This is a genomic window from Brevibacillus borstelensis, assembly GCF_036700025.1.
GTDB lineage: Bacteria > Bacillota > Bacilli > Brevibacillales > Brevibacillaceae > Brevibacillus > Brevibacillus borstelensis.
This window is the reverse complement of the sequence record NZ_CP144922.1, coordinates 2,453,355-2,477,595: the sequence shown is the minus strand read 5'-3', so window position 1 is coordinate 2,477,595 and position 24,241 is coordinate 2,453,355. Positions and strand designations below refer to the sequence as shown.

27 protein-coding genes and 1 pseudogene are annotated in these 24,241 nt (G+C 53.6%); 4 read left to right on the top strand and 24 right to left on the bottom strand.

Features of this window, described 5'->3' with window-relative positions:
* The first annotated feature begins 16 nt into the window (after nt 1-16).
* Nucleotides 17-145: a hypothetical protein gene (locus tag V5G20_RS11600; RefSeq protein ID WP_255320315.1), complete on the top strand. Its 129-nt coding sequence runs from the start codon at nt 17-19 to the stop codon at nt 143-145.
* Between the two features lie 25 nt (nt 146-170).
* Here V5G20_RS11600 and V5G20_RS11595 read toward each other — a convergent pair whose 3' ends face one another.
* The 4 genes from V5G20_RS11595 to V5G20_RS11580 form a co-directional block, all read right to left on the bottom strand.
* Nucleotides 171-680, bottom strand: coding sequence for a GNAT family N-acetyltransferase (locus tag V5G20_RS11595; protein WP_003386118.1), 510 nt, complete (start codon nt 678-680; stop codon nt 171-173).
* 179 nt (nt 681-859) lie between these two features.
* A complete protein-coding gene (locus V5G20_RS11590) occupies nt 860-1,714 on the bottom strand; it encodes a DegV family protein (protein WP_003386119.1) in 855 nt (284 codons plus the stop codon).
* Between the two features lie 50 nt (nt 1,715-1,764).
* Entirely contained in the window at nt 1,765-3,468 is a 1,704-nt protein-coding gene (locus tag V5G20_RS11585; RefSeq protein ID WP_338463418.1) for a DAK2 domain-containing protein, read from the bottom strand.
* 13 nt (nt 3,469-3,481) lie between these two features.
* On the bottom strand, nt 3,482-3,847 hold the full coding sequence (locus V5G20_RS11580) for an Asp23/Gls24 family envelope stress response protein (protein ID WP_003386122.1): 366 nt from the start codon (nt 3,845-3,847) through the stop codon (nt 3,482-3,484).
* Nucleotides 3,848-4,248: 401 nt separating this feature from the next.
* Between V5G20_RS11580 and rpmB the strand changes: the two genes are divergently transcribed.
* Nucleotides 4,249-4,437: a 50S ribosomal protein L28 gene (rpmB, locus tag V5G20_RS11575; protein WP_003386124.1), complete on the top strand. Its 189-nt coding sequence runs from the start codon at nt 4,249-4,251 to the stop codon at nt 4,435-4,437.
* A 99-nt stretch (nt 4,438-4,536) separates the two neighbouring features.
* Here rpmB and spoVM read toward each other — a convergent pair whose 3' ends face one another.
* The 6 genes from spoVM to V5G20_RS11545 all read right to left on the bottom strand — a co-directional run bounded on the left by spoVM (nt 4,537) and on the right by V5G20_RS11545 (nt 7,992).
* Entirely contained in the window at nt 4,537-4,620 is an 84-nt protein-coding gene (gene spoVM, locus V5G20_RS11570; RefSeq protein WP_003386125.1) for a stage V sporulation protein SpoVM, read from the bottom strand.
* 21 nt (nt 4,621-4,641) lie between these two features.
* Nucleotides 4,642-4,818 (bottom strand): hypothetical protein, encoded by a 177-nt coding sequence (locus V5G20_RS11565; RefSeq protein WP_024982910.1) that lies wholly within the window; start codon nt 4,816-4,818, stop codon nt 4,642-4,644.
* A 179-nt stretch (nt 4,819-4,997) separates the two neighbouring features.
* Nucleotides 4,998-5,558: an energy-coupled thiamine transporter ThiT gene (gene thiT, locus V5G20_RS11560; RefSeq protein WP_003386126.1), complete on the bottom strand. Its 561-nt coding sequence runs from the start codon at nt 5,556-5,558 to the stop codon at nt 4,998-5,000.
* 168 nt (nt 5,559-5,726) lie between these two features.
* Entirely contained in the window at nt 5,727-6,449 is a 723-nt protein-coding gene (locus V5G20_RS11555; RefSeq protein ID WP_003386127.1) for an amino acid ABC transporter ATP-binding protein, read from the bottom strand.
* On the bottom strand, nt 6,442-7,101 hold the full coding sequence (locus V5G20_RS11550; protein ID WP_003386128.1) for an amino acid ABC transporter permease: 660 nt from the start codon (nt 7,099-7,101) through the stop codon (nt 6,442-6,444). Before V5G20_RS11550 ends, V5G20_RS11555 begins: the two co-directional genes overlap by 8 nt.
* A gap of 69 nt (nt 7,102-7,170) precedes the next feature.
* On the bottom strand, nt 7,171-7,992 hold the full coding sequence (locus V5G20_RS11545) for a transporter substrate-binding domain-containing protein (RefSeq protein WP_003386129.1): 822 nt from the start codon (nt 7,990-7,992) through the stop codon (nt 7,171-7,173).
* A gap of 392 nt (nt 7,993-8,384) precedes the next feature.
* Between V5G20_RS11545 and V5G20_RS11540 the strand changes: the two genes are divergently transcribed.
* Both V5G20_RS11540 and V5G20_RS11535 read left to right on the top strand, forming a co-directional pair.
* Nucleotides 8,385-9,515, top strand: coding sequence for a M20 family metallopeptidase (locus V5G20_RS11540; RefSeq protein ID WP_338463417.1), 1,131 nt, complete (start codon nt 8,385-8,387; stop codon nt 9,513-9,515).
* Between the two features lie 50 nt (nt 9,516-9,565).
* Nucleotides 9,566-9,978 (top strand): annotated as a pseudogene (locus V5G20_RS11535) (RDD family protein).
* A gap of 65 nt (nt 9,979-10,043) precedes the next feature.
* On the opposite strand, the gene rpe reads toward V5G20_RS11535, so the two are convergent.
* From rpe to V5G20_RS11465, 14 genes are all read right to left on the bottom strand, one after another.
* Complete coding sequence (rpe, locus tag V5G20_RS11530; protein WP_338463416.1) at nt 10,044-10,691, bottom strand: ribulose-phosphate 3-epimerase; 648 nt, start codon at nt 10,689-10,691, stop codon at nt 10,044-10,046.
* On the bottom strand, nt 10,685-11,575 hold the full coding sequence (rsgA, locus tag V5G20_RS11525; RefSeq protein ID WP_003386133.1) for a ribosome small subunit-dependent GTPase A: 891 nt from the start codon (nt 11,573-11,575) through the stop codon (nt 10,685-10,687). Before rsgA ends, rpe begins: the two co-directional genes overlap by 7 nt.
* Nucleotides 11,576-11,593: 18 nt before the next feature.
* Entirely contained in the window at nt 11,594-13,546 is a 1,953-nt protein-coding gene (gene pknB, locus V5G20_RS11520; protein ID WP_338463415.1) for a Stk1 family PASTA domain-containing Ser/Thr kinase, read from the bottom strand.
* A gap of 5 nt (nt 13,547-13,551) precedes the next feature.
* Nucleotides 13,552-14,313: a Stp1/IreP family PP2C-type Ser/Thr phosphatase gene (locus V5G20_RS11515; protein WP_024982915.1), complete on the bottom strand. Its 762-nt coding sequence runs from the start codon at nt 14,311-14,313 to the stop codon at nt 13,552-13,554.
* 4 nt (nt 14,314-14,317) lie between these two features.
* Entirely contained in the window at nt 14,318-15,388 is a 1,071-nt protein-coding gene (gene rlmN, locus V5G20_RS11510; protein ID WP_024982916.1) for a 23S rRNA (adenine(2503)-C(2))-methyltransferase RlmN, read from the bottom strand.
* Between the two features lie 200 nt (nt 15,389-15,588).
* Nucleotides 15,589-16,935 carry a 16S rRNA (cytosine(967)-C(5))-methyltransferase RsmB gene (gene rsmB / locus V5G20_RS11505; RefSeq protein WP_338463414.1) on the bottom strand — a complete coding sequence of 449 codons (1,347 nt, stop codon included), beginning with the start codon at nt 16,933-16,935 and terminating at the stop codon, nt 15,589-15,591.
* 3 nt (nt 16,936-16,938) lie between these two features.
* Complete coding sequence (gene fmt, locus V5G20_RS11500; protein ID WP_172921162.1) at nt 16,939-17,865, bottom strand: methionyl-tRNA formyltransferase; 927 nt, start codon at nt 17,863-17,865, stop codon at nt 16,939-16,941.
* 30 nt (nt 17,866-17,895) lie between these two features.
* Nucleotides 17,896-18,372, bottom strand: a complete 477-nt coding sequence (gene def, locus V5G20_RS11495) for a peptide deformylase (protein WP_003386140.1) — start codon at nt 18,370-18,372, stop codon at nt 17,896-17,898.
* Between the two features lie 16 nt (nt 18,373-18,388).
* Nucleotides 18,389-20,821 carry a primosomal protein N' gene (priA, locus tag V5G20_RS11490; RefSeq protein WP_003386142.1) on the bottom strand — a complete coding sequence of 811 codons (2,433 nt, stop codon included), beginning with the start codon at nt 20,819-20,821 and terminating at the stop codon, nt 18,389-18,391.
* On the bottom strand, nt 20,818-22,053 hold the full coding sequence (coaBC, locus tag V5G20_RS11485; RefSeq protein WP_003386144.1) for a bifunctional phosphopantothenoylcysteine decarboxylase/phosphopantothenate--cysteine ligase CoaBC: 1,236 nt from the start codon (nt 22,051-22,053) through the stop codon (nt 20,818-20,820). Before coaBC ends, priA begins: the two co-directional genes overlap by 4 nt.
* A gap of 94 nt (nt 22,054-22,147) precedes the next feature.
* Nucleotides 22,148-22,354 carry a DNA-directed RNA polymerase subunit omega gene (gene rpoZ / locus V5G20_RS11480; RefSeq protein ID WP_003386145.1) on the bottom strand — a complete coding sequence of 69 codons (207 nt, stop codon included), beginning with the start codon at nt 22,352-22,354 and terminating at the stop codon, nt 22,148-22,150.
* A gap of 3 nt (nt 22,355-22,357) precedes the next feature.
* Entirely contained in the window at nt 22,358-22,972 is a 615-nt protein-coding gene (gene gmk / locus V5G20_RS11475; protein WP_003386146.1) for a guanylate kinase, read from the bottom strand.
* Nucleotides 22,973-22,992: 20 nt separating this feature from the next.
* Nucleotides 22,993-23,253 (bottom strand): extracellular matrix/biofilm regulator RemA, encoded by a 261-nt coding sequence (gene remA, locus V5G20_RS11470; RefSeq protein WP_003386147.1) that lies wholly within the window; start codon nt 23,251-23,253, stop codon nt 22,993-22,995.
* 25 nt (nt 23,254-23,278) lie between these two features.
* Nucleotides 23,279-24,166 carry a YicC/YloC family endoribonuclease gene (locus tag V5G20_RS11465; RefSeq protein WP_243014279.1) on the bottom strand — a complete coding sequence of 296 codons (888 nt, stop codon included), beginning with the start codon at nt 24,164-24,166 and terminating at the stop codon, nt 23,279-23,281.
* Nucleotides 24,167-24,241: the final 75 nt, after the last annotated feature.

Genomic DNA, 24,241 nt, shown 5'->3' with positions numbered 1-24,241 from the left:
TTCGGGTGGCGTCTGCTTGAGACACCCAGAATTGGGAATCGTCACGCTGGATCTGTCAGAAGTCAAGCGGATTAAAGAGCAGTACCCGTTTATCTACATGGAGAGCCGTCGGGCAGACATTTATAAAGCGAATCACTTGGTATAGAAACTGATGGGGAGGCTAGGCACTTTCAGCCTTGCCGCGTTAGAGAATACAGCGCAATGCTTTTCCCGTTGAACACGATTTCACGTTCAAAGTTCATGCCTATTTTCCGCGCTACCTTCACTGAGCTATGATTGTCAAATTGGATGAGCGAGATCAGCCGCTTTTTTCCCAGATGAGACAGGCCGAAATTCCGCAAGGCCAGGGCAGCTTCGGACGCATAGCCTTGTCCCCAATGCCTTCTCGAGATCCAATACCCAACCTCTGTCTCTTTGCGCTCATCGACGAGCTGGGGAACAAGTCCTGCGTGCCCAATCAGTTCACCATCAGACTTCCTTGCCACGACCATCAGTCCAAGCCCCTGCTCCTCTTCATAGCGGTTCATCCACATGCGCAGCCGTTCGGCGGTCTGTTCTCTGGTCCAGACATTCCCTTGACCGATATACCGCATCACCTCCGGATCACCTGTCATCGACATCAAAAAATCCAGGTCCTCTGCTGTATACGGACGAAATACAAGACGCTCTGTCGCCAGCATGCAAATACACCCTCCTTGTTTTTTCAAACATGCTCATCGTGTAAATGACAGTCCCCCTGTTTTCCAGAGCATATGGTCCGCAACTGCCATGCAGCGCCGCAACATGTACCGGGAGAGCACAGGACCGTATAAAAACCTCCTCGAAGCACACGAGGAGGTTTTTCTTTCGAAAAGGACGTCTATTCTTTTACCATCACAAATCCGAGCAATCCCGGGCCTACATGGGTACCGATTACCGGGCCGATCTCCAGCAAGAAAGACTCGGTCACCTGAAACTCCTGCTTGATCGCCGCCAAATGCTCCGCCGCTTGATCAGGTACGGCGCTGTGCAGCATCGCTACCTTCACCGGCTGGTCCGAGGCGTATTCCTTCAATGCTTCCTTCACACGGGCGATCGCTTTTTTGGTCCCTCTTACTTTGTCAAAAGCAGCTACGTACCCCGCAGGGTCCAAGGTCAGAATCGGTTTAATGTTAAGCAAGGAGCCGATGACCGCAGAAGCCTTGCCAATGCGGCCGCCCTTTTGCAGAAACTCCAGCGTGTCAACGATGAAATAGACCTGCACTTCATCGAGAAAACGATCGATCATGTCGAGTATCTGCTGCTTGCTCTTCCCTTCGCGCGCTGCTTTGGCCGCTTCGACACAGAGCATGCCGTAAACAAATGAAGCTTTACGCGAATCAATGACGGTGATATCAAGCTGTTCTTCCATCATCGATTGTGCGATGACGGCAGACTGATACGTACCTGAAAGCGAACCGGAGAGCATGATGGCGATGATTTGGACATCTTTGCCGTGCTGCTCCCGAATTTGTTTGTACGTTTCAGCGAAGTCGAGCGGGGACGGTTGAGATGTGGTCGGCATCACATCCGTATGCTTCAATTTTTCAAAAAACATGGCAGATGTAATGGAGACCCCGTCCAAATACGTTTCTTCTCCAAACATCACCTTCAGCGGAACTGCTACGATTCCGAGCGACTCCCGCAGCTCGGAATCGATGTCAGCCGCACTGTCCGTTACGATCACAATGGACATCTACACAACTCCTCTCCAGGGAAGCGAGTCAAAAGCGCAGCCCTCTATGACTACTCTACAGCGAAAATAAACGGATAAAGCGGCTGTCCGCCCTCGTGGATTTCCACGTCCACGTCCGGGAAAGCTTCATCCAACGCCTGAGCGAGTTCGTCCGCTTGATTCTCTTCAGCGCCTTCCCCGATAAAAATCGTCACGATGCCAGTCTCGTCATCGACAAGCTGGAACAGCAGTTCCTTTGCGATCGCCATCATATCCGGGCCGGATGAGACGATCTCTTTTTCAGCAATGCCGATAAAGTCTCCCTGCTTGATCTCGACATCGCCCATTTTCGTATCGCGAACCGCATGGGTTACCATGCCTGTTTTCACTTGTTCGATAGAAGCAGTCATTGCCTGCTGATTGGCCTCCGGAGACGCGCCTGCGTTAAAAGCAATCAGCGCAGCCATCCCCTGCGGAATGCTCTTGGACGGAACAACCGTAACGGACTTGTCCGTCAGCTCGGCCGCCTGCTTCGCCGCCATCACAATATTGCTGTTGTTCGGCAAAAGAATAATCTCGTCTGCATGCAGCCCGTCAATCGCGGAAAGGAAGTCTTCCGTACTCGGATTCATCGTTTGGCCGCCTTCCACGACTACGTGAACCCCCATGCTGCTGAAAATATCAGCCAGTCCAGGACCAGCCGCAACAGCAATCAATCCATAGGGCTGAGCGGCTGCTGCCGGAGCAGTTTCAGCAGGCACCTGTGCGGCCGCTTTCCGCTCCTCCTCGCGAAGGATGTTGCCGTGCTGTTCCCGCATGTTTTCGATCTTGATCCGATGCAGGCTGCCAAACTGCTGTGCGTATTGGAGCACGTTGCCGGGGTGCTCGGCATGTATATGTACTTTGACTATATCATCGTCAGAGATGACTAACAGAGAATCCCCCATCTGATCGAGCTGGGTACGGAATGCCGCTTCTGAAAACGGCTTTTTGTTGGCTTCCGTGCTATGCGTCAGCCAAACCATAAACTCTGTACAGTAGCCAAAATGAATGTCCTCTGTTTTCATATGGACTTGTGCATTGTGGTGCTCGTGAACCAGTTCTTCCATATCGAGCGAAGCAATCGATGGCTTCGCTTCCTTGACCTGATCCGCCGTTTCACCGCGAAGCGCACGGATGAAGCCCTCGTATACAAAGAGTAGTCCCTGTCCGCCCGAATCCACCACGCCTACTTCCTTTAGGACGGGCAGCATGTCGGGTGTGCGCAGCAGCGTCTCCTGGGCCTGCTCATAGGTTCTTTCCATGACGAAGAGAACATCGTCTGTCGTGCGTGCCGTCCGTACAGCTGTTTCGGCCGCTTCTCGGGCTACAGTGAGAATCGTGCCCTCAACCGGCTTCATCACTGCCTGGTAGGCGGAATCTACTCCGGCCTTTAACGCTTCGGCAAACTGGCGGGCGTTAATCTCGTCTTTTCCGTTTACCGCTTTGCTGAATCCGCGAAACAACTGGGAGAGAATCACGCCGGAATTCCCCCTCGCTCCCATCAGCAGACCTCTGGCAAGAGCGGCCGCAGACTCTCCGATCTTGGGAGATTCCTTTCGTGCAAGTTCCTCTGCTCCCGATGTGAGCGTCAAATTCATGTTTGTCCCCGTGTCACCATCTGGAACGGGAAAGACGTTTAATCCATCCACCACTTTGGCGTTGCTGGACAGGAGCCTCGCCCCCAGATAAACCATCCGGCTAAACAGCACGCCGTCAAGACGCGTATGTACCAACTGATGTTCCTCCTTACGTATCCCTGTCTGTACGGACTCCCTGTACAAAAATATTAACTGCTGTCACATCAATGCCTACCATCTGCTCCAAGGTGTAGCGAACGCGTCTTTGAACATTGCCGGCAACCTCAGAAATTTTCACGCCGTAAGTGACGATAATATGCATGTCCAGAATGACTTCACCGTTCTGGTTATGGACGACTACCCCTTTGCTGAGGTTGTCTCTGCCCAGCATCTCGGCAATTCCGTCTTTGAGCGCTTTGCGTGAAGCCATGCCGACCAGGCCGAACACTTCCATGGCGGCGCCTCCAGCGATCCGCGCGATCACATCTTCTGTCACATCGATTTTACCAAGAGGTGTGCTCATTTCCACTGTCATGCAAGGACTCCTCCTTTTTTCAAACGGCATCGCCGTCTATTGTAACAGTAACCGTACCAGTAAGCATGTGCGACATTGCCACCATCCATACCGCATAGATCTGCTCCGATATCCACTCACCTATTGCAAAGTGCGTGTACAAAAAATGCCGCTTGTCAAAAGAACTTCTTCGATTGAAGAAGCAGCAACCCAATGCATTTCCATGCTTCTCCCAATTTTACACTATCAATAGGTAGAAATGAAGCGTTTTGTCGAATGACCCCCAAAACAGAAGGAGAATGGCTTTTCCTCATGTCAAGTATTGCAATTGACAGGGGCGTATGCTAAGATAAGCAAGTGTTTGTATTATCTAAACAAAACAAAGTATCCCGTTTATATGCATCTGAGGGAGGTGGATCGTAATGGCACGTCGCTGCTTTGTAACTGGCCGTTCTGGCAAAACTGGTAACGCTCGCTCCCACTCCATGCGCGCAAATCGCCGCAAATGGGGTGTTAACGTACAAAAAGTGCGCATTCTCGTAGATGGTAAACCGAAGCGCGTTTATGTAAGCACTCGAGCGCTGAAATCCGGTCTGGTAACTCGCGTATAGTTTCGCGTTTCAACCGAACATCAGTAAAAAAAGCACCCACGAGGTGCTTTTTTGCTTTTCTGCTGCTTCCCCTGCTTCGACTGAAGGAGACCGCTGCCTTCATTTCTTCTTATTAAATGCCTCGATGACAGCGCGAATCATGCCACCTATAAACTTCGGCAACTTGATGGTGTAAAACCGCATGACTACCCCTCCTTACCGAAATTACTTCTTGTGATACAAATACCAGCCGGCCCCGATGAGTCCTACCGCCAACAGGCTATACCAAACCCATGGAGGTGCCGAGTACAATAGAATGGTAATACCTCCGACAGCCAATGCCACCCCGAGAACACGTCGCAAGGCGCCCCCCTGTCGCAGGCGAAAGGAGCGCAATCCCATTTCATGCCGCACCTCCTTCGGGCGTTCTTTCGAAACGTGCATATTACATCTTATTCCGCTCTGGGATAAACATGTGTCTCACCTTGTCGAAACAAAAAAAATTCAGGCAACATTTCGCTGCCTGAATACTCTATGCGGCACCAGCCGCCAATATGCGTGTTTCTTTGGTAAAAGCTTCGTTACGCCAGTCTGTTTCGCACCGGGAACAAAAGCTGAGGCGCACTCGACATGACGACGGTCAAAACAATCCCTGTGATGATCATTTCCGGAAGCAGATAGGTGATGTTGTAGACGAAGGAGTACAGCGCAGCCGGCATGCCCTCTGGCGCATATTCGCCGAACCAGATCACCCCGGAGAGAAAGTGACAGACAAACCGTCCGATCACGCCGACGAACAGGACGCTCCACAGAGCCGTAACCTTGTTCGTACGCTTCTCGATCGCAGACAGGCGGACAAGCCCTGCCAGTCCCAGAGCGCCGAATGCGACCGGATAATCGAGCAGCAGCTGGACCGGATGAACGTAACCGCTGCCAAAGAAGGTTTGCAGTACACCAACCAGGATACCGCATGTCACTCCCGGCAAAAGGCCGCGACGCACCGCGAGCAGCGCGATCGGCACCATCACGAGGGACACAGATCCCCCTTGCGGCATTTGAAATACCTTGATCTCGCTGAATACAAGAGCGAGCGCCGTCATCATCGCCATTTCCAGCAAGATAAGCAATCGTTGCCTAGACATTTGTTTCTACACTCCCTTTTCATTTGTAAAAAGGCAATACCGAATATAAATAGCAGAATACACCAATAATTACTCGGCTCAACCTGATTCTAGCCCAAGGCCGAATGTCTGTCAAAAAAGAAAACGCTTCGCAGCCCCAAGGCTCCGAAGCGTAAAAACCACTCGTTGTTACAGCATTTTTTCCAAAAACTGCTTGGCCCGCTCGCTTTTGGGATTCGAAAAGAACTCGCTCGGCGGCGCATCCTCCACCAATCTTCCTCCGTCAAGAAAACAGATGCGGTCGGCGACCTCGCGGGCAAAATTCATCTCGTGCGTCACGATCGCCATTGTCATCCCCGTATCGGCAAGTCCCTTCATGACATCCAATACCTCTTTGACCATTTCCGGGTCGAGCGCCGATGTCGGCTCGTCAAACAGCATGATTTGCGGTTCCATCGCCAAGGAACGGGCGATCGCAACCCGCTGCTTCTGTCCGCCGGAAAGACGATTCGGGAAGACATCCGCCTTGTTGGACAGCCCGACACGAGCGAGCAGCTCCCTTGCCTTGGCTTCCGCCGCCGCTTTGGAGAGTCCCTTGACCTTGACAGGAGCGTACGTGAGATTGTCCAGCACGCTCATGTGCGGAAACAGGTGAAAATGCTGAAACACCATGCCGATCTTTTGGCGAATGCGCATCACATCCGCTTTCGGATCCGTAATGGCTTGCCCGTCGATGACGATCGTTCCCTTTGTCGGGGTCTCCAGCAGGTTCATGCAGCGCAAGAGCGTCGATTTGCCGGAGCCGGATGGACCGATGATCGCCACCACGTCACCGCGGCCGATCTCAGTGGAGATGTCGTGCAAAACATCGAGCGAGCCGAAAGACTTGCTCACATTCTGAATCTTAATCACTGCGTCTCATCCTCCTCTCCAGCACACGCGCCACCCAAGTGAGCAGCATGACCATGACGTAATAGAGCAAGCCCGCCAGAAGGTACGGCTCAAAGTAGCGGAAGATCGTCCCTTTGACGATATTGGCGTTCTGCATGATGTCCGCAAGGCCGATCGTAGATACAAGTGCCGATTCCTTCAAGAGCGCGATCGTTTCGTTTACCAATGCAGGCAGGATGTTTTTCACTGCTTGCGGCAAAATGATATCCGTCATCATTTTGCGGTACGGAACGCCGAGAGCTTTGGCCGCTTCCCATTGCCCCTTGTCTACGGCCATAATTCCGCCGCGGATCGTCTCGGAGATGTACGCCCCGGAGTTGAGCGTAAAAGTCAAAACGGCGGCTTCAAACGCTGAAATGTTGTAGCCTGTAATCTGCGGCGTGGCAAAGTAGACGAACGTCAGCTGCAGGATGAGCGGCGTGCCGCGAAAGACAGACGTATATGCGACCGCAAATCCTTTCAGCAGACGAATGTTGGAAATTTTGATGAGTGCCAGCAAGGAGCCCCAGATAAAACCGAACACGACCGACAGAAGTGTTACCTGTAATGTGACCTTTATCCCGTTTACTATAAAGGGGATATAGGGCACAATTTGTGCAAAATCCAAACTCATGCCCTTTCGACTCCTTTTCGAATAAAACTGCGCTGTCTAGACCGGGAACAAGGCCCCTCTGTCAGCTGATTATTGGCCGAACCATTTGTTGATCAGCTTGTCCATCTCGCCGTTTTCCTGCATGGTCTTGATCACCTTGTTGAACTCTTCCACATGCGGAGAACCCTTCGGGAATGCGATAGCGGAGCCGTTAACCTCATCGCTTTGGATGGTGGTGAACTGCAGTTCCGGATTCGCTTCCACATAACCCTTGGCTACAGTATCCTCCAGGATCGCAGCATCCACACGGCCTGTTTTGACTTCTTCCACGATCTCACCGGTTTTGTTCAGCGAAACGATCTCCAGGCCTTGGATGGTCTTTTGCAGTTCCTTGGCCGCACCTTCCTGAATGGAGCCGGTTTGTACGGTGATCTTTTTGCCCGCAAGCTGCTCCGGCTTGGTCAGATTGCTCTCCTTTTTGGCGACAATCGTATTTTTCGCATCATAGTAGATCGTCGAGAAGTCGGCGTTCTGCAGACGCTCAGGCGTTGGGGTCATGCCTGCCATGACGAAATCGGCGCGCTTGGTCTGAAGCGCCGGTACCAGTCCGTCAAAGTTCATGTCGACCACTTCGATTTCATAGCCGAGCTCTTTTCCAATGTACTTGGCAATGTCGATGTCAAATCCGACGATCTCGTCCTTCCCGCTGGACAAATCGTGAAATTCATACGGTTTGTAGTCAGCAGATGTAGCCATGACCAGCTTCTTTCCGCCTCCTGCGGCTTGTCCGGCAGAATCCTGGCCTGCAGGCTGCTGTGCAGTGCCCGGCTGATTTCCTGTGCCGCAGCCAGCCAGTACGGCTACAGCCAAAAGAGAAGAAAGTGCAAGTGAAGCGAGTGCAGATTTTTTCATGATGAATCCCCCTTCGTCATCTTGTATCTGTTGAATCGTTTTACAAAAAACATAAGTGCAAAACTGTTTGTAACAAGGAATAAAAAGAACTTTGCCCAACAACTAATATTTATACAATGAAATGAGTATTTTAATCAATACTAAAATCATTTCGCTGAATATTTATAAAATTCACATAAGAATATGGACATCATTTCTGATCCGCGATTCATGACAGCTGGTTCTTGTTGTTTCGGTACGAGCTTGTCTCTTTTTCTCCCCTTCACTTTAAAGCGAAATGAAAAAGATGATAGATAATGAACAAATTTACAGAAAAAAAGAATCATTCGTCAGCGCTTTCTGGCATAATGAATAGGATCAAAAACAAACATACAATCACAGGAGGATGGAATATGACTGCGAACTGGACAGCATACTTCCGCGATCAGCTGCCAGACATCCTGGAGGAGCTTCGCCGTTATGTGGAAATGGAGTCGCCTACACACAACAAGGAGGCCGTAGATCGGGTAGGCGCATTCATTGCCGACCGTTTCCGGGCCCTCGGCTGCCGGGTGGATACATATCCGCAACATGAGTACGGAGACCAGCTGCGCGTGGAATACGGTGAGGGCGAGGAGCAAATTCTTGTTCTCGGTCACTTCGATACGGTCAAAGAGATTGGCAGCTTGAGCCGCGAGCCGTGGCGGATCGAGGACGGCAAGGTTTACGGGCCGGGAACATACGATATGAAAGCGGGAATTGTCTTTTGCTACTACGCATTGCAGGCCATCATCGAGCAAAAGCTGCCCCTCTCCCGCAAGCTCGTTTTCTTCTGGAATACGGACGAAGAGACAGGCAGCCTGTCTTCAGAGGAGCTGATCAAGGAAGAGGCCAAACGGAGCCGGTGCGCGCTAGTAATCGAACCGGCAGCCGGTGACGGTTCCCTCAAGACAAGCCGAAAAGGCGGCGGAGAATTTTTGCTGAAGGTCAAGGGCCGGGCCGCACATGCTGGGAATGACCATGCCAAAGGAATCAATGCGATTGAAGAATTGGCCCATCACGTGCTGACGATTCAATCCTGGACGAATTACGAGGCTGGTACCACCCTTTCCGTCGGAACCATCCAAGGGGGCAGCGTGAGCAACGTCGTGCCGGATTATGCAGAAGCGGTCATTGATGTAAGGGTGTCTACAGCAGAGGAAGCGGTACGGATTACCCGCTTGATGCACCAGCTGCAGCCTGTCCTGCCTGGTGCCGAGCTGATCGTCGAAGGAGGCATCCCGAAACCGCCGATGGAGCGGACAGCCGGGACGGAACATTTGTTTTTCCATGCCCGCGAACAAGCGCGTTTGGAAGGCTTCGATTTGACGGAAACAGGCGTAGGGGGCACCAGCGACGGAAATTTTGCCGCTTCAGTCGGGACGCCCACACTCGATGGTCTGGGACCGAATGGCGATGGTGCCCACGCATCCCATGAGCACGTCGAAATCGACAGCATTCCACAAAAAATCGCTCTCCTGGCAAGATTGTTCACAACCTTGTAATTTTTCCTTTTTATGCATATAATAGGATAAAAATATAGAAGTGTGACAACATGGAAACAGCAAAACCATTGCCAATTAACCCTGTCGGTTTTTGGCGACGCCTAGGTGCAAACTTGCTTGATGGAATTATTATTGGTGTTCCATTGATCCTTCTCACCTGGTTGATCACAGGAGGCTTGGAGGACAATCTCGTCTCCAATCTGATCTCTACCCTTTACTCCCTGCTGCTGCCAGTATTTTGGTATGGCTATACGGTTGGGAAGAAAATCGTCGGGGTTCGCATTGTGAAAGTAGACGGCAGCCCGGTCGGCATCGGCACGATGCTGCTTCGTCTGATTGTCGGCATGGGACTCGTATACGGTCTTACTTTTGGCATTGCGCCATCATGGTGGGCGTTCGCGAAGACAAACGCGCCATTCACGATTTGATTGCAGGTACGTATGTGACTTCGAACCAGCCATAATACTCTTATCATCAAGTATGCAAAAAGACCGGGAGCTGATGTCCCGGTCTTTTTCGTGCACTTTTTTACCCGCGAATCGCAGCAATGGCCGCTGCCCGATCCGCCTGATTGAACACCGCGCTGCCAGCCACGAGGACTGTCGCCCCCGCTTCTTCGCACAGCCTGGCTGTCTTGGGGTTTACCCCGCCGTCAATTTCGATCTCGACGTGCCCCAAACCGCGCTCGTCCAGCATCCTGCGCAGCTCTCTGATTTTCGGCACGACGCTGTGGATGAACTTTTGGCCGCCGAACCCCGGGTTGACCGTCATGAGCAGAACGATGTCCAGGTCGCCAAGCATCGGTTCAATAGTCGAGACCGGTGTAGCCGGATTCAGGACAACGCCTGCTTTTACTCCCTGCTCCTTGATCAGATGGATCGTTCGATGCAGGTGACGGCAAGCCTCCTGATGGACAGTGATCCAGTCTGCTCCGCTCTTGGCGAATTGCGGGATGTAGCGGTCTGGCTCTTCGATCATCAAGTGGACGTCCAGAGGCAGCGTCGTCACCGGACGAATCGCATCGACAATCAAAGGTCCAATCGTAATGTTGGGAACAAAGTGTCCATCCATTACATCTACGTGAATCCAATCCGCGCCTCCGCGTTCAACATCGCGGATTTCCTCGCCCAGACGGGCAAAGTCTGCGGACAAGATTGAGGGGGCGATTTTTACCATGGTTTGTTCCTCCGTTGGTATTCTTTCAGTTCTTCCCGAAATTGCTTGTAGTGCTCGTAACGCTCCAGGTCGATTTTGCCTTCCTCCAAAGCGCTTTGGACGGCACAGGAGGGTTCGCTGACATGAAGGCAGCCGCGGAACTTGCACTCGCTGCTGAGAGCGGCAAAATCACGGAAGGCCTCAGCCAGATCGAGCTCGTCGATTCCGATGAATTCAAGCGAGCTGAATCCCGGCGTATCCGCTACATAACCGCCGCCCTCCAGCGGAATCAGTTCTACGTGGCGGGTTGTGTGGCGTCCCCTCCCCAGCTTTTGGCTGATATCGCCTGTCTGCAGACTCGTGCCAGGGAACAAGGCATTGATCAGGGACGATTTCCCCACACCGGACTGACCGGCAAAAACAGAGATACGATCACGAAGCACCTCCCGCACCGAATCAATCCCGCGCTCCTGCTTCGTCGAGGTAGGGATGACGCGGTAGCCGATCGCTTCGTACTTGCGAACGATCGCCTCCACATCGCTTTCCGAAGCCTTGTCTGCCTTGGAAAGTACGATTACGGAATCGATGCCTGCATTCTCCGTATGGACGAGAAACTTGTCCAGCAAAAAGGAGGTGAAAGCAGGCTCGACCATGGAAAAAACAAGGACTGCCTGATCCACGTTGGAGATGGGAGGACGAACCAGCTCACTAGTCCGTTCCCCCACTTCCATGACATATCCTTCCGTCTCACTGGTCGGATCGTACACGACCCAATCCCCGACCAGCGGATTTACTTTGGCTCCTTTTTTCTTGAACAACCCTCGCGCCCGGCATTGGTAAACCCGGTTGCCGTCGTCCACATAGTAGAACCCGCTTAACGCTTTGACGATCCGTCCTTCTGGCATTCATGTCCCCCCAACTGCTTAGTACATAATACTGTCGTAACTGATTTCTTCGTTAGATAATTCCACACCGGCGCGGATAACCTTGATCGTTGCCTTTTTCTTCGGAGACAGGACAATGGGAATATCGAAGGTCCTGCTTTCCGTGATTTTCTCGTCTACGACAACCTGATTGTCTCCCCTGGCGTCACTGACAGTGATTTTCACCGGGATTTCTCCCTCACCCGGATACACTTCTACGTAAACCGGGGTGCTGGTGATCTTGGCGTCTGCCGGGTATTGCCCGTTGCTGACTGTAACCGGGATGGCTGTGCCCTTCTCGACCTTCATCCCCGGATCGTACGGCAGGGTGTGAATCACTCTGTTGGGCTCGCCATACAGGTATGACGGCTCTGCTTTGATCGCTGTTTCATCGATCAAAAGACCTTCCTTGAACAGCTTTATCCGCGCTTGCTCCAGCGTATCCCCGCGAACATCGGGCATGGTTACCTGTGCCTTTCCTTTGCTCACTTCCACGAGGACTTCCGTCTTGCCGGGCACGACCTCCTGATCAGCCGGCGGGAATTGATTGATGACCTCACCTGCTGGGACGTCATCCGATTCTTTTTCCGTGAACGTCTTGTCGGTTATTTTGAATCCTTTTGACTTCAGTTCATTTTCTGCGACTGTCCGAACCGTCCCGACCAGATTCGGCATTTTGATCGCCTCTTGTCCAGTGCTGACATACAGCGTAACGACGGCATTTTCCTTCAGCTTCATCGGCGGTGACGGGTCCTGGCTGATGACCATTCCCTTCTCTACCGTATCACTGGCTTCCTCCACAACGTGGGGGACGAGCTTGGCCGCCCGGATCGCCTGTTCCGCAGCCGTCCGTTCGCTCCCTTGGACTAGCGGCACGTCTACTTCCGGTACAGAAGGAAACAGCTCCATGACCAGATTGAAGCCAAGGAAGGCGAGAACGAAGAACAATCCGACCGCTCCCGTCCACAGGGCCGTTTTCATCCACCATGGGCGTTTGGCTTTCTCCTCTTCGGCCTCCTGGCGAGATGGCGTTCCTGTCCGCCCTTGTCCTTCCAGCATTTCCTGCGTAATGACGGGATAGGCTTTGGTCGCTTCATCGTCAACAGGGAACTGGATTTTTTCTTCATTCAGCCGCTCCGGCAACAGGCACGTTTCCAAATCATCCAGCATTTCGCGAGCCGATCCGTAACGCAAGGTCGGGTCCTTGACCAATGCCTTCAAAATGACGTTCTCCACGCTTTGCGGGATGGCTGGATTAACCTGACGCGGCTCCGGCAGAGGCTCCTGCAGGTGCTTCAGAGCGACAGAGATCGGCGACTCACCGGAAAAAGGCAGCTTGCCGGTCACCATTTCATACAGCACAATACCGAGCGAGTAGATGTCCGATTTTTCAGCCGTAATACCGCCACGCGCTTGTTCAGGCGAAAAGTAATGAACGGAACCGAGCACCGAATTTGTATGGGTGATTGTCGTTGAAGTAACGGCTCTCGCAATGCCGAAGTCCGTTACCTTGATACGGCCGTTTTTCCCGATCAAAATGTTGTGCGGCTTAATGTCGCGGTGAATAATCTGGTTGGCGTGCGCATGATCCAATGCATCACAGATTTCCGCTGTGATCTCCACGGCATCCTCAACCGGAATAGCCCCGTTGCGATTTATCAATTCTTTCAGCGTATACCCTTCCACGTATTCCATGACCATGTAATGGGTATCGCCATCCTGTCCCACATCGTAGACACCGACTACATTGGGATGAGACAGGCTTGCCACCGCCTGAGCTTCCCTGCGGAAACGGGTGACGAAATCTTCGTCCGTCCCAAATTGCGAACGGAGCACTTTCACAGCTACCGGTCGATTCAAAACCAAGTCTTTGGCCCTGTACACGATCGCCATCCCGCCTCCACCGACGCGGGCTTCAAGCTGGTAGCGTCCCCCCAGTCGTTGACCTTCCATCTCGCTCACCCCTCTTTCTGAACGGTGTCAACCTTTGCCTGATTGCGAACGGCCACCAACGTGATATTATCCTCGCCGCCTGCCTCCAGGGCCTGATGAACCAAACCGTCCACCTGATCCTGCAGGGACACCGGCTTTTTCAGCCAATCAATCAAAGATGCGGACTGCACCTTATTTGTCAAACCATCTGAGCACAGCAGAACGACATCGCCCTCCGACCACTCAAACTGGCCAAGGTCGATGCGGACATCAGGCTCCGTGCCAAGCGCTCGCATAATCACGTTGCGCTGCGGGTGAACAGATGCTTCCTGCGCAGTGATCTGACCGCTTTTCAACAGCTCGTGAACAAGCGTGTGATCCTCTGTCTTCTGCACCAGCTCTTCATTTTGAAAATGGTACAGACGGCTGTCCCCGATATGGGCGGTTACGACCCCTGTCGGCCCGAGCAAAGCGGCCACAACGGTCGTGCCCATGCCATTGCATTCCGGGTGCTCCTGCGCGTATCGATAGACTTCGTCGTTGGCGAGCAGAAGAGCGTTCATCAGCTTCTCCCGTTCGTCCTCCCGATCCAGTCCTGTATCCAGATGACGCAGTTCTTTTACTATTCGCTCAACGGCAAGGCGGCTGGCTACATCGCCAGCCTGATGCCCGCCCATTCCATCTGCTACGACTGCTAACACACGTCCGCTCACATCGGCTATGCACGCATAAAAATCCTCATTGACCTGGCGCACGCAGCCGACATGAGATTTCATTGCCATTTCCATGGAATCACCCCACGGTTTCTTTCGCATATTGGGCTCTTAACTGTCCGCAGGCAGCAGCAATATCGCTTCCCTGCTCGCGCCGGATCGTGACGTTGATGCCCCTGTCCTCCAGGATGTTTTTGAACTGGAAGATTTCATTTCGCGGAGTCCGTACGTAATCCCGCTCCGGCACATAGTTTACCGGAATCAGATTGACGTGGCACAGCATGTCACCGATCAGATCGGCCAACTCCTCGGCGTGTTCGGGCTGATCGTTTGTCCCGCCGAACAGGCCGTACTCAAAGCTGATGCGTCGTCCGGTCTTGGCGATATAGTAACGGCATGCCTCCAGCAGCTTCTCCAACGGGAAGCCGCGGTTGATCGGCATCAGCTTGGTCCGCAGCTCCGTATTCGGGGCGTGCAGCGAGATTGCCAGATTGACCTGTCCGCCGCGATCGGCAAACTCGTAAATTTTCGGTACGATTCCGCTTGTGGATACCGTAATATGGCGGGCCCCGATGTTCAGGCCGCGATTGTCGTTAATGATTCGCAGAAAGGCGATCAGGTTCTCGAAGTTTTCGAACGGCTCGCCAATCCCCATAACGACGACGTGGCTGACGCGTGCGCCCTCCTCATCGAGCTTTCGCTGCGCCATCAGCACCTGGGCGACGATCTCGCCGGCGTCCAGGTTGCGCTTCAATCCGCCCAGCGTGGATGCGCAGAACGTGCAGCCGATCCGGCAGCCCACCTGGGTCGTCACGCAGATACTGTTGCCGTAGCTGTGACGCATGATTACGGTCTCGATGGCGTGACCGTCGACAAGCTTGAACAAAAACTTGACGGTTCCGTCCTGAGAGGTCTGGTGGGTGATCTCTTCCATCGCTTCGATCCGGAAAGTCTCGGACAGCTTTTGGCGAAGGTCTTTGGAGAGGTTGGTCATCTCTTCAAAGGAACGGACGCGCTTGACGTACAGCCAGTCAAAAATTTGCTGGGCACGAAACGCCTTGTCTCCGATTTCGACGAGCCATTCTTTCATCTCGTCCGGTGTCAAACTGTAAATGAGCGGCTTTTCGCTCGTATAGGAAGTCAGTGGCATTCTTCTTTTCACATCCTCAAGTCATTAGCTTGGTGCAAATCGTCATCTTATCATTGTACCCTGCATTGTCTGTCGCATCAAACAAGAAATCGGTGGCACAACGCAAAATGCATCGCTTCTCCTAGTGTAAACCATTCCATCCGAGTACAAACGGCAAGGGAGCGGCTTATCCGGAAAACGGCATGCCACCCCCTTGTTTGCTACGCTTTTCGTTTCAATCGGGCGATGAAAAAGCCGTCACTTTCAAAGTGGTGCGGCAATACTTGAACAAAGCCCTCAGTAGTGTCGATTTTATCGCGAACCGACGCTGGCAGGTCGTCTGCAAGCGTTCGATCAAGCTCAAAAGCCGGGTGATTTTTCACAAATCGCTGAACGATTAGCTGATTTTCCTCCGGTTCAATCGTACACGTGCTGTATACGAGCAAACCTCCCGGAGCCAGCAGCGCAGCTACGCTTTCCAGCAGCTTGTACTGAAGCTCCGCGATTGCTTTGACGTCATCCGGCGTCTTGTTCCACTTGAGTTCCGGCTTTCTCCGAATCACGCCAAAGCCTGTACAAGGGGCATCCAGCAGGATTCGATCAAATGTACCCAGTTTTTTCTCGCCTAGATGCAAGGCGTCTGAAACAATCGGTTCGATAATGGTGATCCCCAGTCGCTTTGCATTTTGGGCAATCAGATCGCGCTTGTGGGGATGCACATCACTTGCGATGATTTCTCCGCGGTTCTGCATCAGCGCAGCGATATGGGTCGTTTTCCCTCCCGGCGCCGCACAGGCGTCAAGCACCCGCATGCCCGGATCGGCAGCGAGCGCAGGGGCCACAAGCATAGAGCTTTCGTCCTGAACAGTGAACAATCCCTGGCGGAACCATTCTGTCCCGGCTGCATGGCCGCCTTCCATGACAAGGCCGTCTGGACTGACGACGGAAGGCTCGACTGCTGAAAACTGCTCCCTCAGCTTGCCCAGCAGCTCATCTCTCGTGGACTTCAGTGTATTGACCCGAATGGAAGTGCGCGGCGGGCGGTTGTTGCTTTCGAGAATCCGCCTCGTCTCTTCTATTCCGTATTGCCCCGCCCATCTGCGCACAAGCCATTCCGGATGGGATTGTTCAATCGAAAGCCGTGCAGCGTCATCACCGCTGCCCAGCTTGTCCCACAGATCGGGACTGCGAAGAGCGTTGCGCAAAACGCCGTTTACCATTGAGGCGATGCCCTGATGTCCTCTCCGCTTGGCGATTTCTACCGCTTCATGGACGACCGCCCGATCGGGAATCCGGTCGAGAAAGCGAATCTGGTATAGACTGAGGCGAAGCAAATTCTTCACCCATGTCTGCACCTTCTTGCCCCGTATGAAACGATCCAGCGCCGTATCCAGCGTCAGTCGGCGCTGGATCGTGCCATACACCAGCTCCGTCACCAGCCCGGCATCGGGAGCGCGCAACTCCTCTCGGTCCAGGACGTGTTTAAGCTCCAAATTGCTGTAAGACTGATGTTCTTCCACCCGGTTCAAGACATCGAGGGCAATGTCACGCGCACCTTTTTTTGCCACTTGTCATTCTCCTACCTTTGTGCCGATTTCCAAGCTGCCGCCCGCTCCCCGCAAAAAGTCGAGAGCGCTCATCCGTTTTTTCCCTTCCGGCTGCAATTCGGTGAGCTTGACCGCCCCGCTGCCGCAAGCGATTACCAAGCCGTCCTGCTCGAGGGCGATGATCGTGCCCGGCTCGGCGCCTTGGCTGGTCGCAGAATGCTTTTCTACCCACCATATTTTCCAGTTTTTTCCTTGATACGTTGTAAAAGCAACTGGCCATGGGTTTAATCCTCTGACCTGGTTGTACACTTCCTCCGCTGTTTTGGTCCAGTCGACCTTCTCCTCGGACCGCTTGATCGTCGGAGCAAACGTCGCTTGCTCGTGATCCTGCGGCTCAGGCACGATTTCTCCGGCCAGAAGTCCCGGAAGTGTTTTCACCAGCAGCTTGGCGCCTTCTGCCGACAGCTTGTCAAACAGTGTGCCTGCTGTATCCCGCTCTTCGATGGGGACGGTGACTTTGGAGAGCATGTCGCCTGCGTCCAACGCTTCCACCATGTACATGATCGTTACGCCCGATTCCTTTTCCCCGGCGATGATCGCCTTGTGGATGGGAGCGCCTCCCCGGTATTTCGGGAGCAGCGACGCATGGACATTTATGCAGCCAAATCCCGGTGCTTCGAGCAATTGCTTGGGCAGGATTTGCCCGTATGCAGCCGTGACGATCAGATCAGGGCGAAGCGAAAGCACTTCCTCCAGCGCTTCCGGCGCTTTGATCTTCTCCGGCTGCAGCACGGGAATGCCATGCCGCAAAGCCGCCTCCTTCACCGGAGGCGGCGTCATCACTTGTTTGCGTCCGACAGGCCGATCAGGCTGGGTGACGGCCGCAACAACCGTATACCCGTCTGCGATCAGTGCCTCCAGGCAGGGAACGGCAAAGTCGGGCGTTCCCATAAAGAGTATGCGCACGTCTTTCAATTCGATTTATTCCCCTTCCTCGTCCGGATTTACCGTATAAACCCGGTCTGCCACGTCAATAAACAGAACGCCGTTCAGATGGTCAATCTCGTGCTGGGCACAACGGGACAGAAGGTCGTCCGCTTCCATTTCAAAGACATTGCCGTTGCGGTCTTGTCCGCGCAGCTTGATCCATTTGTGGCGGCGGACATCCCCGCGCAGTCCCGGGATGCTGAGGCAGCCTTCCGGATAGTCAAACTGCTCTCCTTTGTGGTCAATAATTTCCGGATTGACCACTTCGATCAGACCGTCGCCGCAGTCCATGACGATGACGCGTTTGGAAATGCCTACCTGCGGCGCCGCCAGGCCTACTCCGTCAGCATCGTACATCGTTTCCGCCATATCATCGAGCAGCTTGTGCAGGTTGGCGTTAAAATTTCTTACCTGGATTGCTTTTTCCCGCAGGATTGGATCTGGGTGTTTGACAATTGTGCGAATAGCCATTTGTTGTTTATCCTCCCTAAAGCAGTACGTACGGATCGACGTCAATCGTCATCAGTACCTTCTGCTGTTTGTTCCATTCTTCAAATGCGGATGTCGCTTGGGCCAAAAGGTCCGGCAGCCGCGATTCATCACGATATTTTAACATGATTTGGAACCGAAATCTATCTTTCACGCGTGCAATGGGCGAAGCGACAGGGCCCAGCAAAATCGTCGTCTCCGCCAACCGGGGACGCAGATAATCGGCGACCAGATGTGCTGCTTTGATGACGACCGGTACTTCCTCATGGGAAAACGTGATCAGCACGAGCCGGAAATACGGCGGATAGCCAGTGCGCCTGCGCTGCAGCATCTCTTCCCGATAAAAAGAAGGGTAGTCATGCCTTGTCGCGTGCATGATGCTGTAATGCTCCGGGGTATAGGTCTGAATCACCACATCCCCTTCCAATTCGTGGCGTCCGGCGCGTCCGCCTACCTGGGTAAGCAGCTGAAAGGTCTTCTCGGCGGCGCGAAAATCGGGTAAAAAGAGCGACGTATCAGCGGCAATGACGCCGACCAGTGTGACGCGGGGAAAATCAAGCCCTTTGGCAATCATTTGCGTACCGAGCAGCACATCTCCCTGACCGGTGCGAAACTTGCGGAGCAGCTCTTCATGCGCCCCTTTTCGCGAGGTGGTATCCACGTCCATGCGGATCACCCGGATCCCGGGAAACAGGCGAGCCAGCTCCTCCTCGACCTTTTGCGTTCCCGTTCCAAAAAAGCGGATATGCTCGCTCTGGCACTCCGGGCAGTGGCTCGGCTGCTTGATCGTATACCCGCAGTAGTGGCAGCGAGCCGTGTGATTGGTCCGATGGTAGGTAAGCGAAATATCGCAGTGGACACAACGAAGCGTATAGCCGCAGGAGCGGCACATGACGAATGTGGAAAAACCCCTGCGGTTCAAAAACAGCACCATCTGCTCCTGACGCGCAAGCCGCTCTCCGATCATCTCATGCAGCTGACGGCTGAACATCGAGCGGTTTTCGGAACGCAGCTCTTCTCTCATATCGACGACGTGAACGCGGGGAAGCGGGCGGTTTCCGACGCGGTCAGGCATCGAAAGCAGCGTATAGCGGCCCCGTTCGGCCAGCGCATAGGTCTCCAGGGCAGGTGTCGCGCTGCCCATGAGAAGAACGGCGTTGTTTTCCTTGGCCCGCCAGATGGCGACCTCCCTCGCATGATAGCGCGGCGTCTCCTCCTGCTTGTACGAGCTTTCATGCTCTTCGTCGATGACGATCAGCCCGACGTTTTGGAACGGGGCAAAAACAGCGGAGCGGGCCCCCACGACGACGCTTACCTCTTTGCGGATGATCTTGCGCCACTCGTCATACCGCTCTCCCTGGGACAGGGCGCTGTGCAGGACCGCTACCTCATTGCCGAATCGGGCCTTGAATTTCTCCACCATTTGCGGAGTCAGCGAGATTTCCGGCACCAGAAAAATCGCTTCCCGCCCTCTGGCCAACGTCTCTTCGATCGCTTCGAGATACACTTCTGTTTTGCCGCTTCCGGTCACTCCATGCAAAAGAAAGGCGCCGTACTCGTTTTTTTTGATCGACAGCTGCACGGCTTCCAGGACATGCTCCTGTTGGTCGGTAAAGACGGGCTTTTGGGCTGCCGCAAAACGCCTGTGCGCATACGGGTCTCTGTATACCTCCAGTTGTTCGATCGCGATCCAGCCTCGGCTCTCCAGGCTTTTCAATGGAGAGCGGGTAATCCCGAGCTCTTCCTGCAGCATTTTTACGGAGAAGGACTGGCCTTCCTGCTCGATCAACAGCTGAAGAACCCGCCGCATCTGCTCCGCCCGGGCCGGCAGGCTCTCGGCCGCTGCCGCAAGCTCCTCGCGAGTCAGCAAACTGCGGACAAACGATTGCTGTTTGCGGGTCACCCGATCGGTTACTTGATAGCCTGTGGAGAGAAGTCCGCTCGAAATCCACCCCGGCACGAGCATGGCTTCTTCGGGAAAGTGCTTTTCCACCTCGGCAAGCGGCAGCTGCTTTCGTCTGAACAGCTCCCACAGCAGCGGAGAGCGGCCGCACATCTCTTCCTCCAACTGGTCTGAGGCGAGCAGCCATTTCTCCGACTTCCCCTTCAATACCGCCGGAATCATCGCCTGCAAAGCAGTTACCCATGGACAAAGGTACTGCTTCGACATCCATTCCCCCAGTCTGATCAGCTCGTCTGAGAGCGGCGGCTGATCATCGAGAACCTGTTCGACGTCCCGCAGCTTGTCAGCTGCTCCCTGTTCGGCCGCTTCCTCCAAGCCGATGACATATCCCTGCAGCTTGCGGGGGCCAAATGGAACGATGACTCTGCTGCCCGTTTTCATCAGCGGCACGAGCCACTCAGGAACGCGGTAATCGAACGGCCGGTTCGTCCGGTTTACGGGAACATCTACAATGACACGGGCGATCATAGCTTTTCGGGCAGAGGCTGATGGTCCAGCTTGAGCAAGATCGCATCAAGCAATTTATCCGCTACTTCCCGCTTGCTCAATTTGTCCAGCGCCACCTGCTCTCCCTCCCTTGTCAACAGGGTGACGATATTGGTGTCGCTGCCCATTCCGGCGCCTTCCAGCGAGACATCGTTTGCTACAATCATATCCAAATTTTTTCTGTCCAGTTTCCCCTTTGCATGCTGCAGCACATCCTGCGTCTCTGCGGCAAAACCGACGACAAACTGCTTTTCCTTTCTCTGCCCTACCTCTTTGAGGATATCGGGTGCCTTGTCCAGCTCCAGGACGAGTGGCCCCTCTCCTTTTTTCATTTTATGCTCGTGCACCACTTTTGGCCGATAGTCGGAGACTGCGGCTGATTTGATGACAATGTCGCTGATCGGCAGTTCAGCCATGACCGCATCGTACATTTCCTGCACCGATTCTACCGGTACGAGCTTTACTCTGGCGGGCGGAGGCAAATGTGTCGGACCGCTGACCAAAACGACATCTGCTCCCCGTGCCTGAGCGGCTTCGGCGATCGCATAGCCCATTTTGCCCGAAGCATGATTGGTGATGTAACGGACCGGATCGATCTTTTCTCGCGTCGGGCCGGCGGTTACGAGCACCCTTTTCCCTTTCAAATCCTGCTTTTCCCGTGTTTGCTCAGCAAAAAAGCGAATAACCGCTTCTACGATCTCCTCCGGCTCGGCCAGCCTGCCCTTCCCGACCCAACCACAGGCAAGCAGCCCTTCGCCCGGTTCGATGAAGCGATAGCCGAAATCGGTCAGTTTTTGCAGGTTTTGTGCAACTGCCGGATGATGATACATATTTACATTCATCGCAGGTGCCAGCATGACCGGCGCTTTCGTGGCGAGCACAGTGGTTGTCAGCATGTCGTCGGCGATCCCGTTGGCCATTTTTCCGATCACATTGGCTGTAGCCGGGGCGATCAGCACCAAATCCGCCTTGTCCGCCAGATCGATATGACTGATCACGCTTGGTTCCGGCTCCTCAAATATATCTGTATACACCGGCCCATGGGACAGCGCTTGAAAGGTGAGCGGCTGTACAAATTTTGCGGCGTTCTGGGTCATGATGACACGCACCAAAGCCCCAGCCTGGGTCAGCTTGCTGGTTAGCGCTGCAGCTTTGTAAGCGGCTATTCCCCCTGAAACACCCAATACGATTTGTTTGCCTGTCAAAGGAAGCATCCATATCTCTCCTCTCTAGGTGGGTATCTCCAGTCCGAAAAAAAACAACCTGCGCGAGGTTGTTTCGTAACGAGGTACGCGGTTAACGGTCCGCTTATTTCCGAGAATCAATCGTATCGTGGATCAGCTTGTCTTCGATCAGCTCTTCCAGCGCTTGGCCAACAAACTTCTTGGACTTTGGCTTATCCACCTGCACAGCGCTGTTCTCGCGGATTTGGCGGGCGCGCTTGGAAGCGATCGTCACCAGCGTATATTTGCTTTCAGCCTTTGCGGTCAGCTTGTCAATCGAGGGGTACAACATGATTCATTCAGCCTCCTTCAACCATTTGCGAAACTTGTGGATTTGACGTTCTTTCTTTAAATGTTCGGCTGTAATGATCGATTGAATACGTTCGCAGGCACATTCAATCTGATCATTTACTACTACGTAGTCGTACTGATCCATCAGTTCGATCTCGGTGCGAGCCATTTCCATGCGGTGACGGATGGTTTCCTCTGACTCCGTGCCTCTGCCCACGATCCGATTTTCCAGTTCGGCCAAATCCGGCGGAGCCAGGAACAAAAACGTCCCCTGCGGGAACTTTTGCTTAACCTGCAAAGCTCCCTGCACTTCAATTTCCAGGATCACGTCACGCCCGCTGTCCAAGGTCTCTTCCACGAACCTGCGCGGCGTTCCATAGTAGTTTCCTACGTACTCTGCCCATTCGAGCAGCTGGTCCTGCTCGATCATCCGGCGAAATTCTTCCTTGCTCGTAAAAAAGTAGTTCACTCCCTCTACTTCACCCGCACGCGGCGAACGCGTCGTGGCAGAAACAGAGTAGACCAGGTCCGGCATGCGCTCCCGAAGAGCTTTGCAAACCGTTCCTTTCCCTACGCCTGACGGTCCAGAGAGAACCAGAAGGAGACCCCTATCGCTCATGAATGAATTCAACTCCTGCTTTATTCGTCCGATTCATCGTCTTTATTCGTCAGCCGCTGCGCGACCGTTTCCGGCTGGACAGCAGACAAAATGACATGATCACTGTCGGTGATGATCACTGCCCTTGTTCTTCTGCCGTATGTAGCATCCACCAGCATGTTGCGGTCTCGCGCTTCCTGGATGATCCGCTTGATCGGCGCGGACTCCGGACTGACAATGGAAATAATACGGTTGGCGTTGACGATATTGCCAAATCCGATATTAATAAGCTTAATGGCCATGACGGCACCGTCCACCCCTTCATCGCTACTCGATGTTTTGAACCTGCTCTCTCATCTTTTCCAATTCTGTCTTGATCTCGATGGCCAACCGTTGAATGGAAAGGTTGTTGGCCTTGGAAGCTATTGTATTGGCTTCCCGATTCATCTCCTGCAGCAAAAAGTCGAGCTTCCGCCCAACTGCTTCCGGCTGTTTCAGCAGCTCTGAAAACTGCGTGCAGTGACTTTCCAGACGCGTGATCTCTTCGCTGATATCGCTTCGATCTGCGAAAAAGGCAACCTCTTGCGCCAGCCGCTGCATGTCAAGCTCAAACGGTGCGCCTTGCATCCATTCACTGACACGCTGCTGCAACCGGGCTCGGTACTCCTCCACTACGACAGGAGCGCTCTGGGCGATTTCTCTGGTCCAGGAGACAATGTCGGCAAGCCGACTGTTGATATCTTCCGCCAGCTTTTGTCCTTCTTTTTGTTTCATCGAAAGAAGGTCTTTCGCGGCTTCTCTCGTCACTTCCAGAAGCGGCTCACAGAACGATTGGGGCTCTACCGCTACTGTCTCCTTTTCGGAAATCACCATCGGCAGTTGCAGCAAATCTTTTGCTGCCAACGGTTCGCTGAGAGAAAACCGATCGTTCATTTCGCGCAACGCCCTGACGTACTTTTCTGCGGCGTCCCAGTTTACTTGAAACTCTGCCTCGCTGGATGCCGCCTCATCGATCGAAATCATCACTTCTACTCGCCCGCGGCGGACGTATTCGGCCACCAGCTTGCGAACCGGATCTTCCAGTACACCGTAGGCTTTCGGCAGTCGAACGATGATTTCCGCATAACGATGATTGACAGCCCGCATCTCCACGGACAACCTGAAAGCCCCGTACATGGTTTCCTTTCGGCCATAACCAGTCATGCTTCGGACCATGGATATCACTTCCACTGTCGTAAAATCGTTAATTCATTATAGGAGACAACTCTTTGCAGTGTCAACCAAAGCCGC

Excerpts from the sequence above, each read along its gene's own strand:
- V5G20_RS11595 (WP_003386118.1), bottom strand. The coding sequence starts at position 680 with ATGCTGGCGACAGAGCGTCTTGTATTTCGTCCGTATACAGCAGAGGAC.
- V5G20_RS11590 (WP_003386119.1), bottom strand. The coding sequence starts at position 1,714 with ATGTCCATTGTGATCGTAACGGACAGTGCGGCTGACATCGATTCCGAG.
- V5G20_RS11580 (WP_003386122.1), bottom strand. The coding sequence starts at position 3,847 with ATGACAGTGGAAATGAGCACACCTCTTGGTAAAATCGATGTGACAGAA.
- rpmB (WP_003386124.1), top strand. The coding sequence starts at position 4,249 with ATGGCACGTCGCTGCTTTGTAACTGGCCGTTCTGGCAAAACTGGTAAC.
- spoVM (WP_003386125.1), bottom strand. The coding sequence starts at position 4,620 with ATGCGGTTTTACACCATCAAGTTGCCGAAGTTTATAGGTGGCATGATT.
- V5G20_RS11565 (WP_024982910.1), bottom strand. The coding sequence starts at position 4,818 with ATGGGATTGCGCTCCTTTCGCCTGCGACAGGGGGGCGCCTTGCGACGT.
- thiT (WP_003386126.1), bottom strand. The coding sequence starts at position 5,558 with ATGTCTAGGCAACGATTGCTTATCTTGCTGGAAATGGCGATGATGACG.
- V5G20_RS11550 (WP_003386128.1), bottom strand. The coding sequence starts at position 7,101 with ATGAGTTTGGATTTTGCACAAATTGTGCCCTATATCCCCTTTATAGTA.
- V5G20_RS11545 (WP_003386129.1), bottom strand. The coding sequence starts at position 7,992 with ATGAAAAAATCTGCACTCGCTTCACTTGCACTTTCTTCTCTTTTGGCT.
- V5G20_RS11540 (WP_338463417.1), top strand. The coding sequence starts at position 8,385 with ATGACTGCGAACTGGACAGCATACTTCCGCGATCAGCTGCCAGACATC.
- rpe (WP_338463416.1), bottom strand. The coding sequence starts at position 10,691 with ATGGTAAAAATCGCCCCCTCAATCTTGTCCGCAGACTTTGCCCGTCTG.
- rsgA (WP_003386133.1), bottom strand. The coding sequence starts at position 11,575 with ATGCCAGAAGGACGGATCGTCAAAGCGTTAAGCGGGTTCTACTATGTG.
- pknB (WP_338463415.1), bottom strand. The coding sequence starts at position 13,546 with ATGGAAGGTCAACGACTGGGGGGACGCTACCAGCTTGAAGCCCGCGTC.
- V5G20_RS11515 (WP_024982915.1), bottom strand. The coding sequence starts at position 14,313 with ATGGAAATGGCAATGAAATCTCATGTCGGCTGCGTGCGCCAGGTCAAT.
- rlmN (WP_024982916.1), bottom strand. The coding sequence starts at position 15,388 with ATGCCACTGACTTCCTATACGAGCGAAAAGCCGCTCATTTACAGTTTG.
- fmt (WP_172921162.1), bottom strand. The coding sequence starts at position 17,865 with ATGGGAACGCCCGACTTTGCCGTTCCCTGCCTGGAGGCACTGATCGCA.
- def (WP_003386140.1), bottom strand. The coding sequence starts at position 18,372 with ATGGCTATTCGCACAATTGTCAAACACCCAGATCCAATCCTGCGGGAA.
- priA (WP_003386142.1), bottom strand. The coding sequence starts at position 20,821 with ATGATCGCCCGTGTCATTGTAGATGTTCCCGTAAACCGGACGAACCGG.
- coaBC (WP_003386144.1), bottom strand. The coding sequence starts at position 22,053 with ATGCTTCCTTTGACAGGCAAACAAATCGTATTGGGTGTTTCAGGGGGA.
- rpoZ (WP_003386145.1), bottom strand. The coding sequence starts at position 22,354 with ATGTTGTACCCCTCGATTGACAAGCTGACCGCAAAGGCTGAAAGCAAA.
- gmk (WP_003386146.1), bottom strand. The coding sequence starts at position 22,972 with ATGAGCGATAGGGGTCTCCTTCTGGTTCTCTCTGGACCGTCAGGCGTA.
- remA (WP_003386147.1), bottom strand. The coding sequence starts at position 23,253 with ATGGCCATTAAGCTTATTAATATCGGATTTGGCAATATCGTCAACGCC.
- V5G20_RS11465 (WP_243014279.1), bottom strand. The coding sequence starts at position 24,166 with ATGGTCCGAAGCATGACTGGTTATGGCCGAAAGGAAACCATGTACGGG.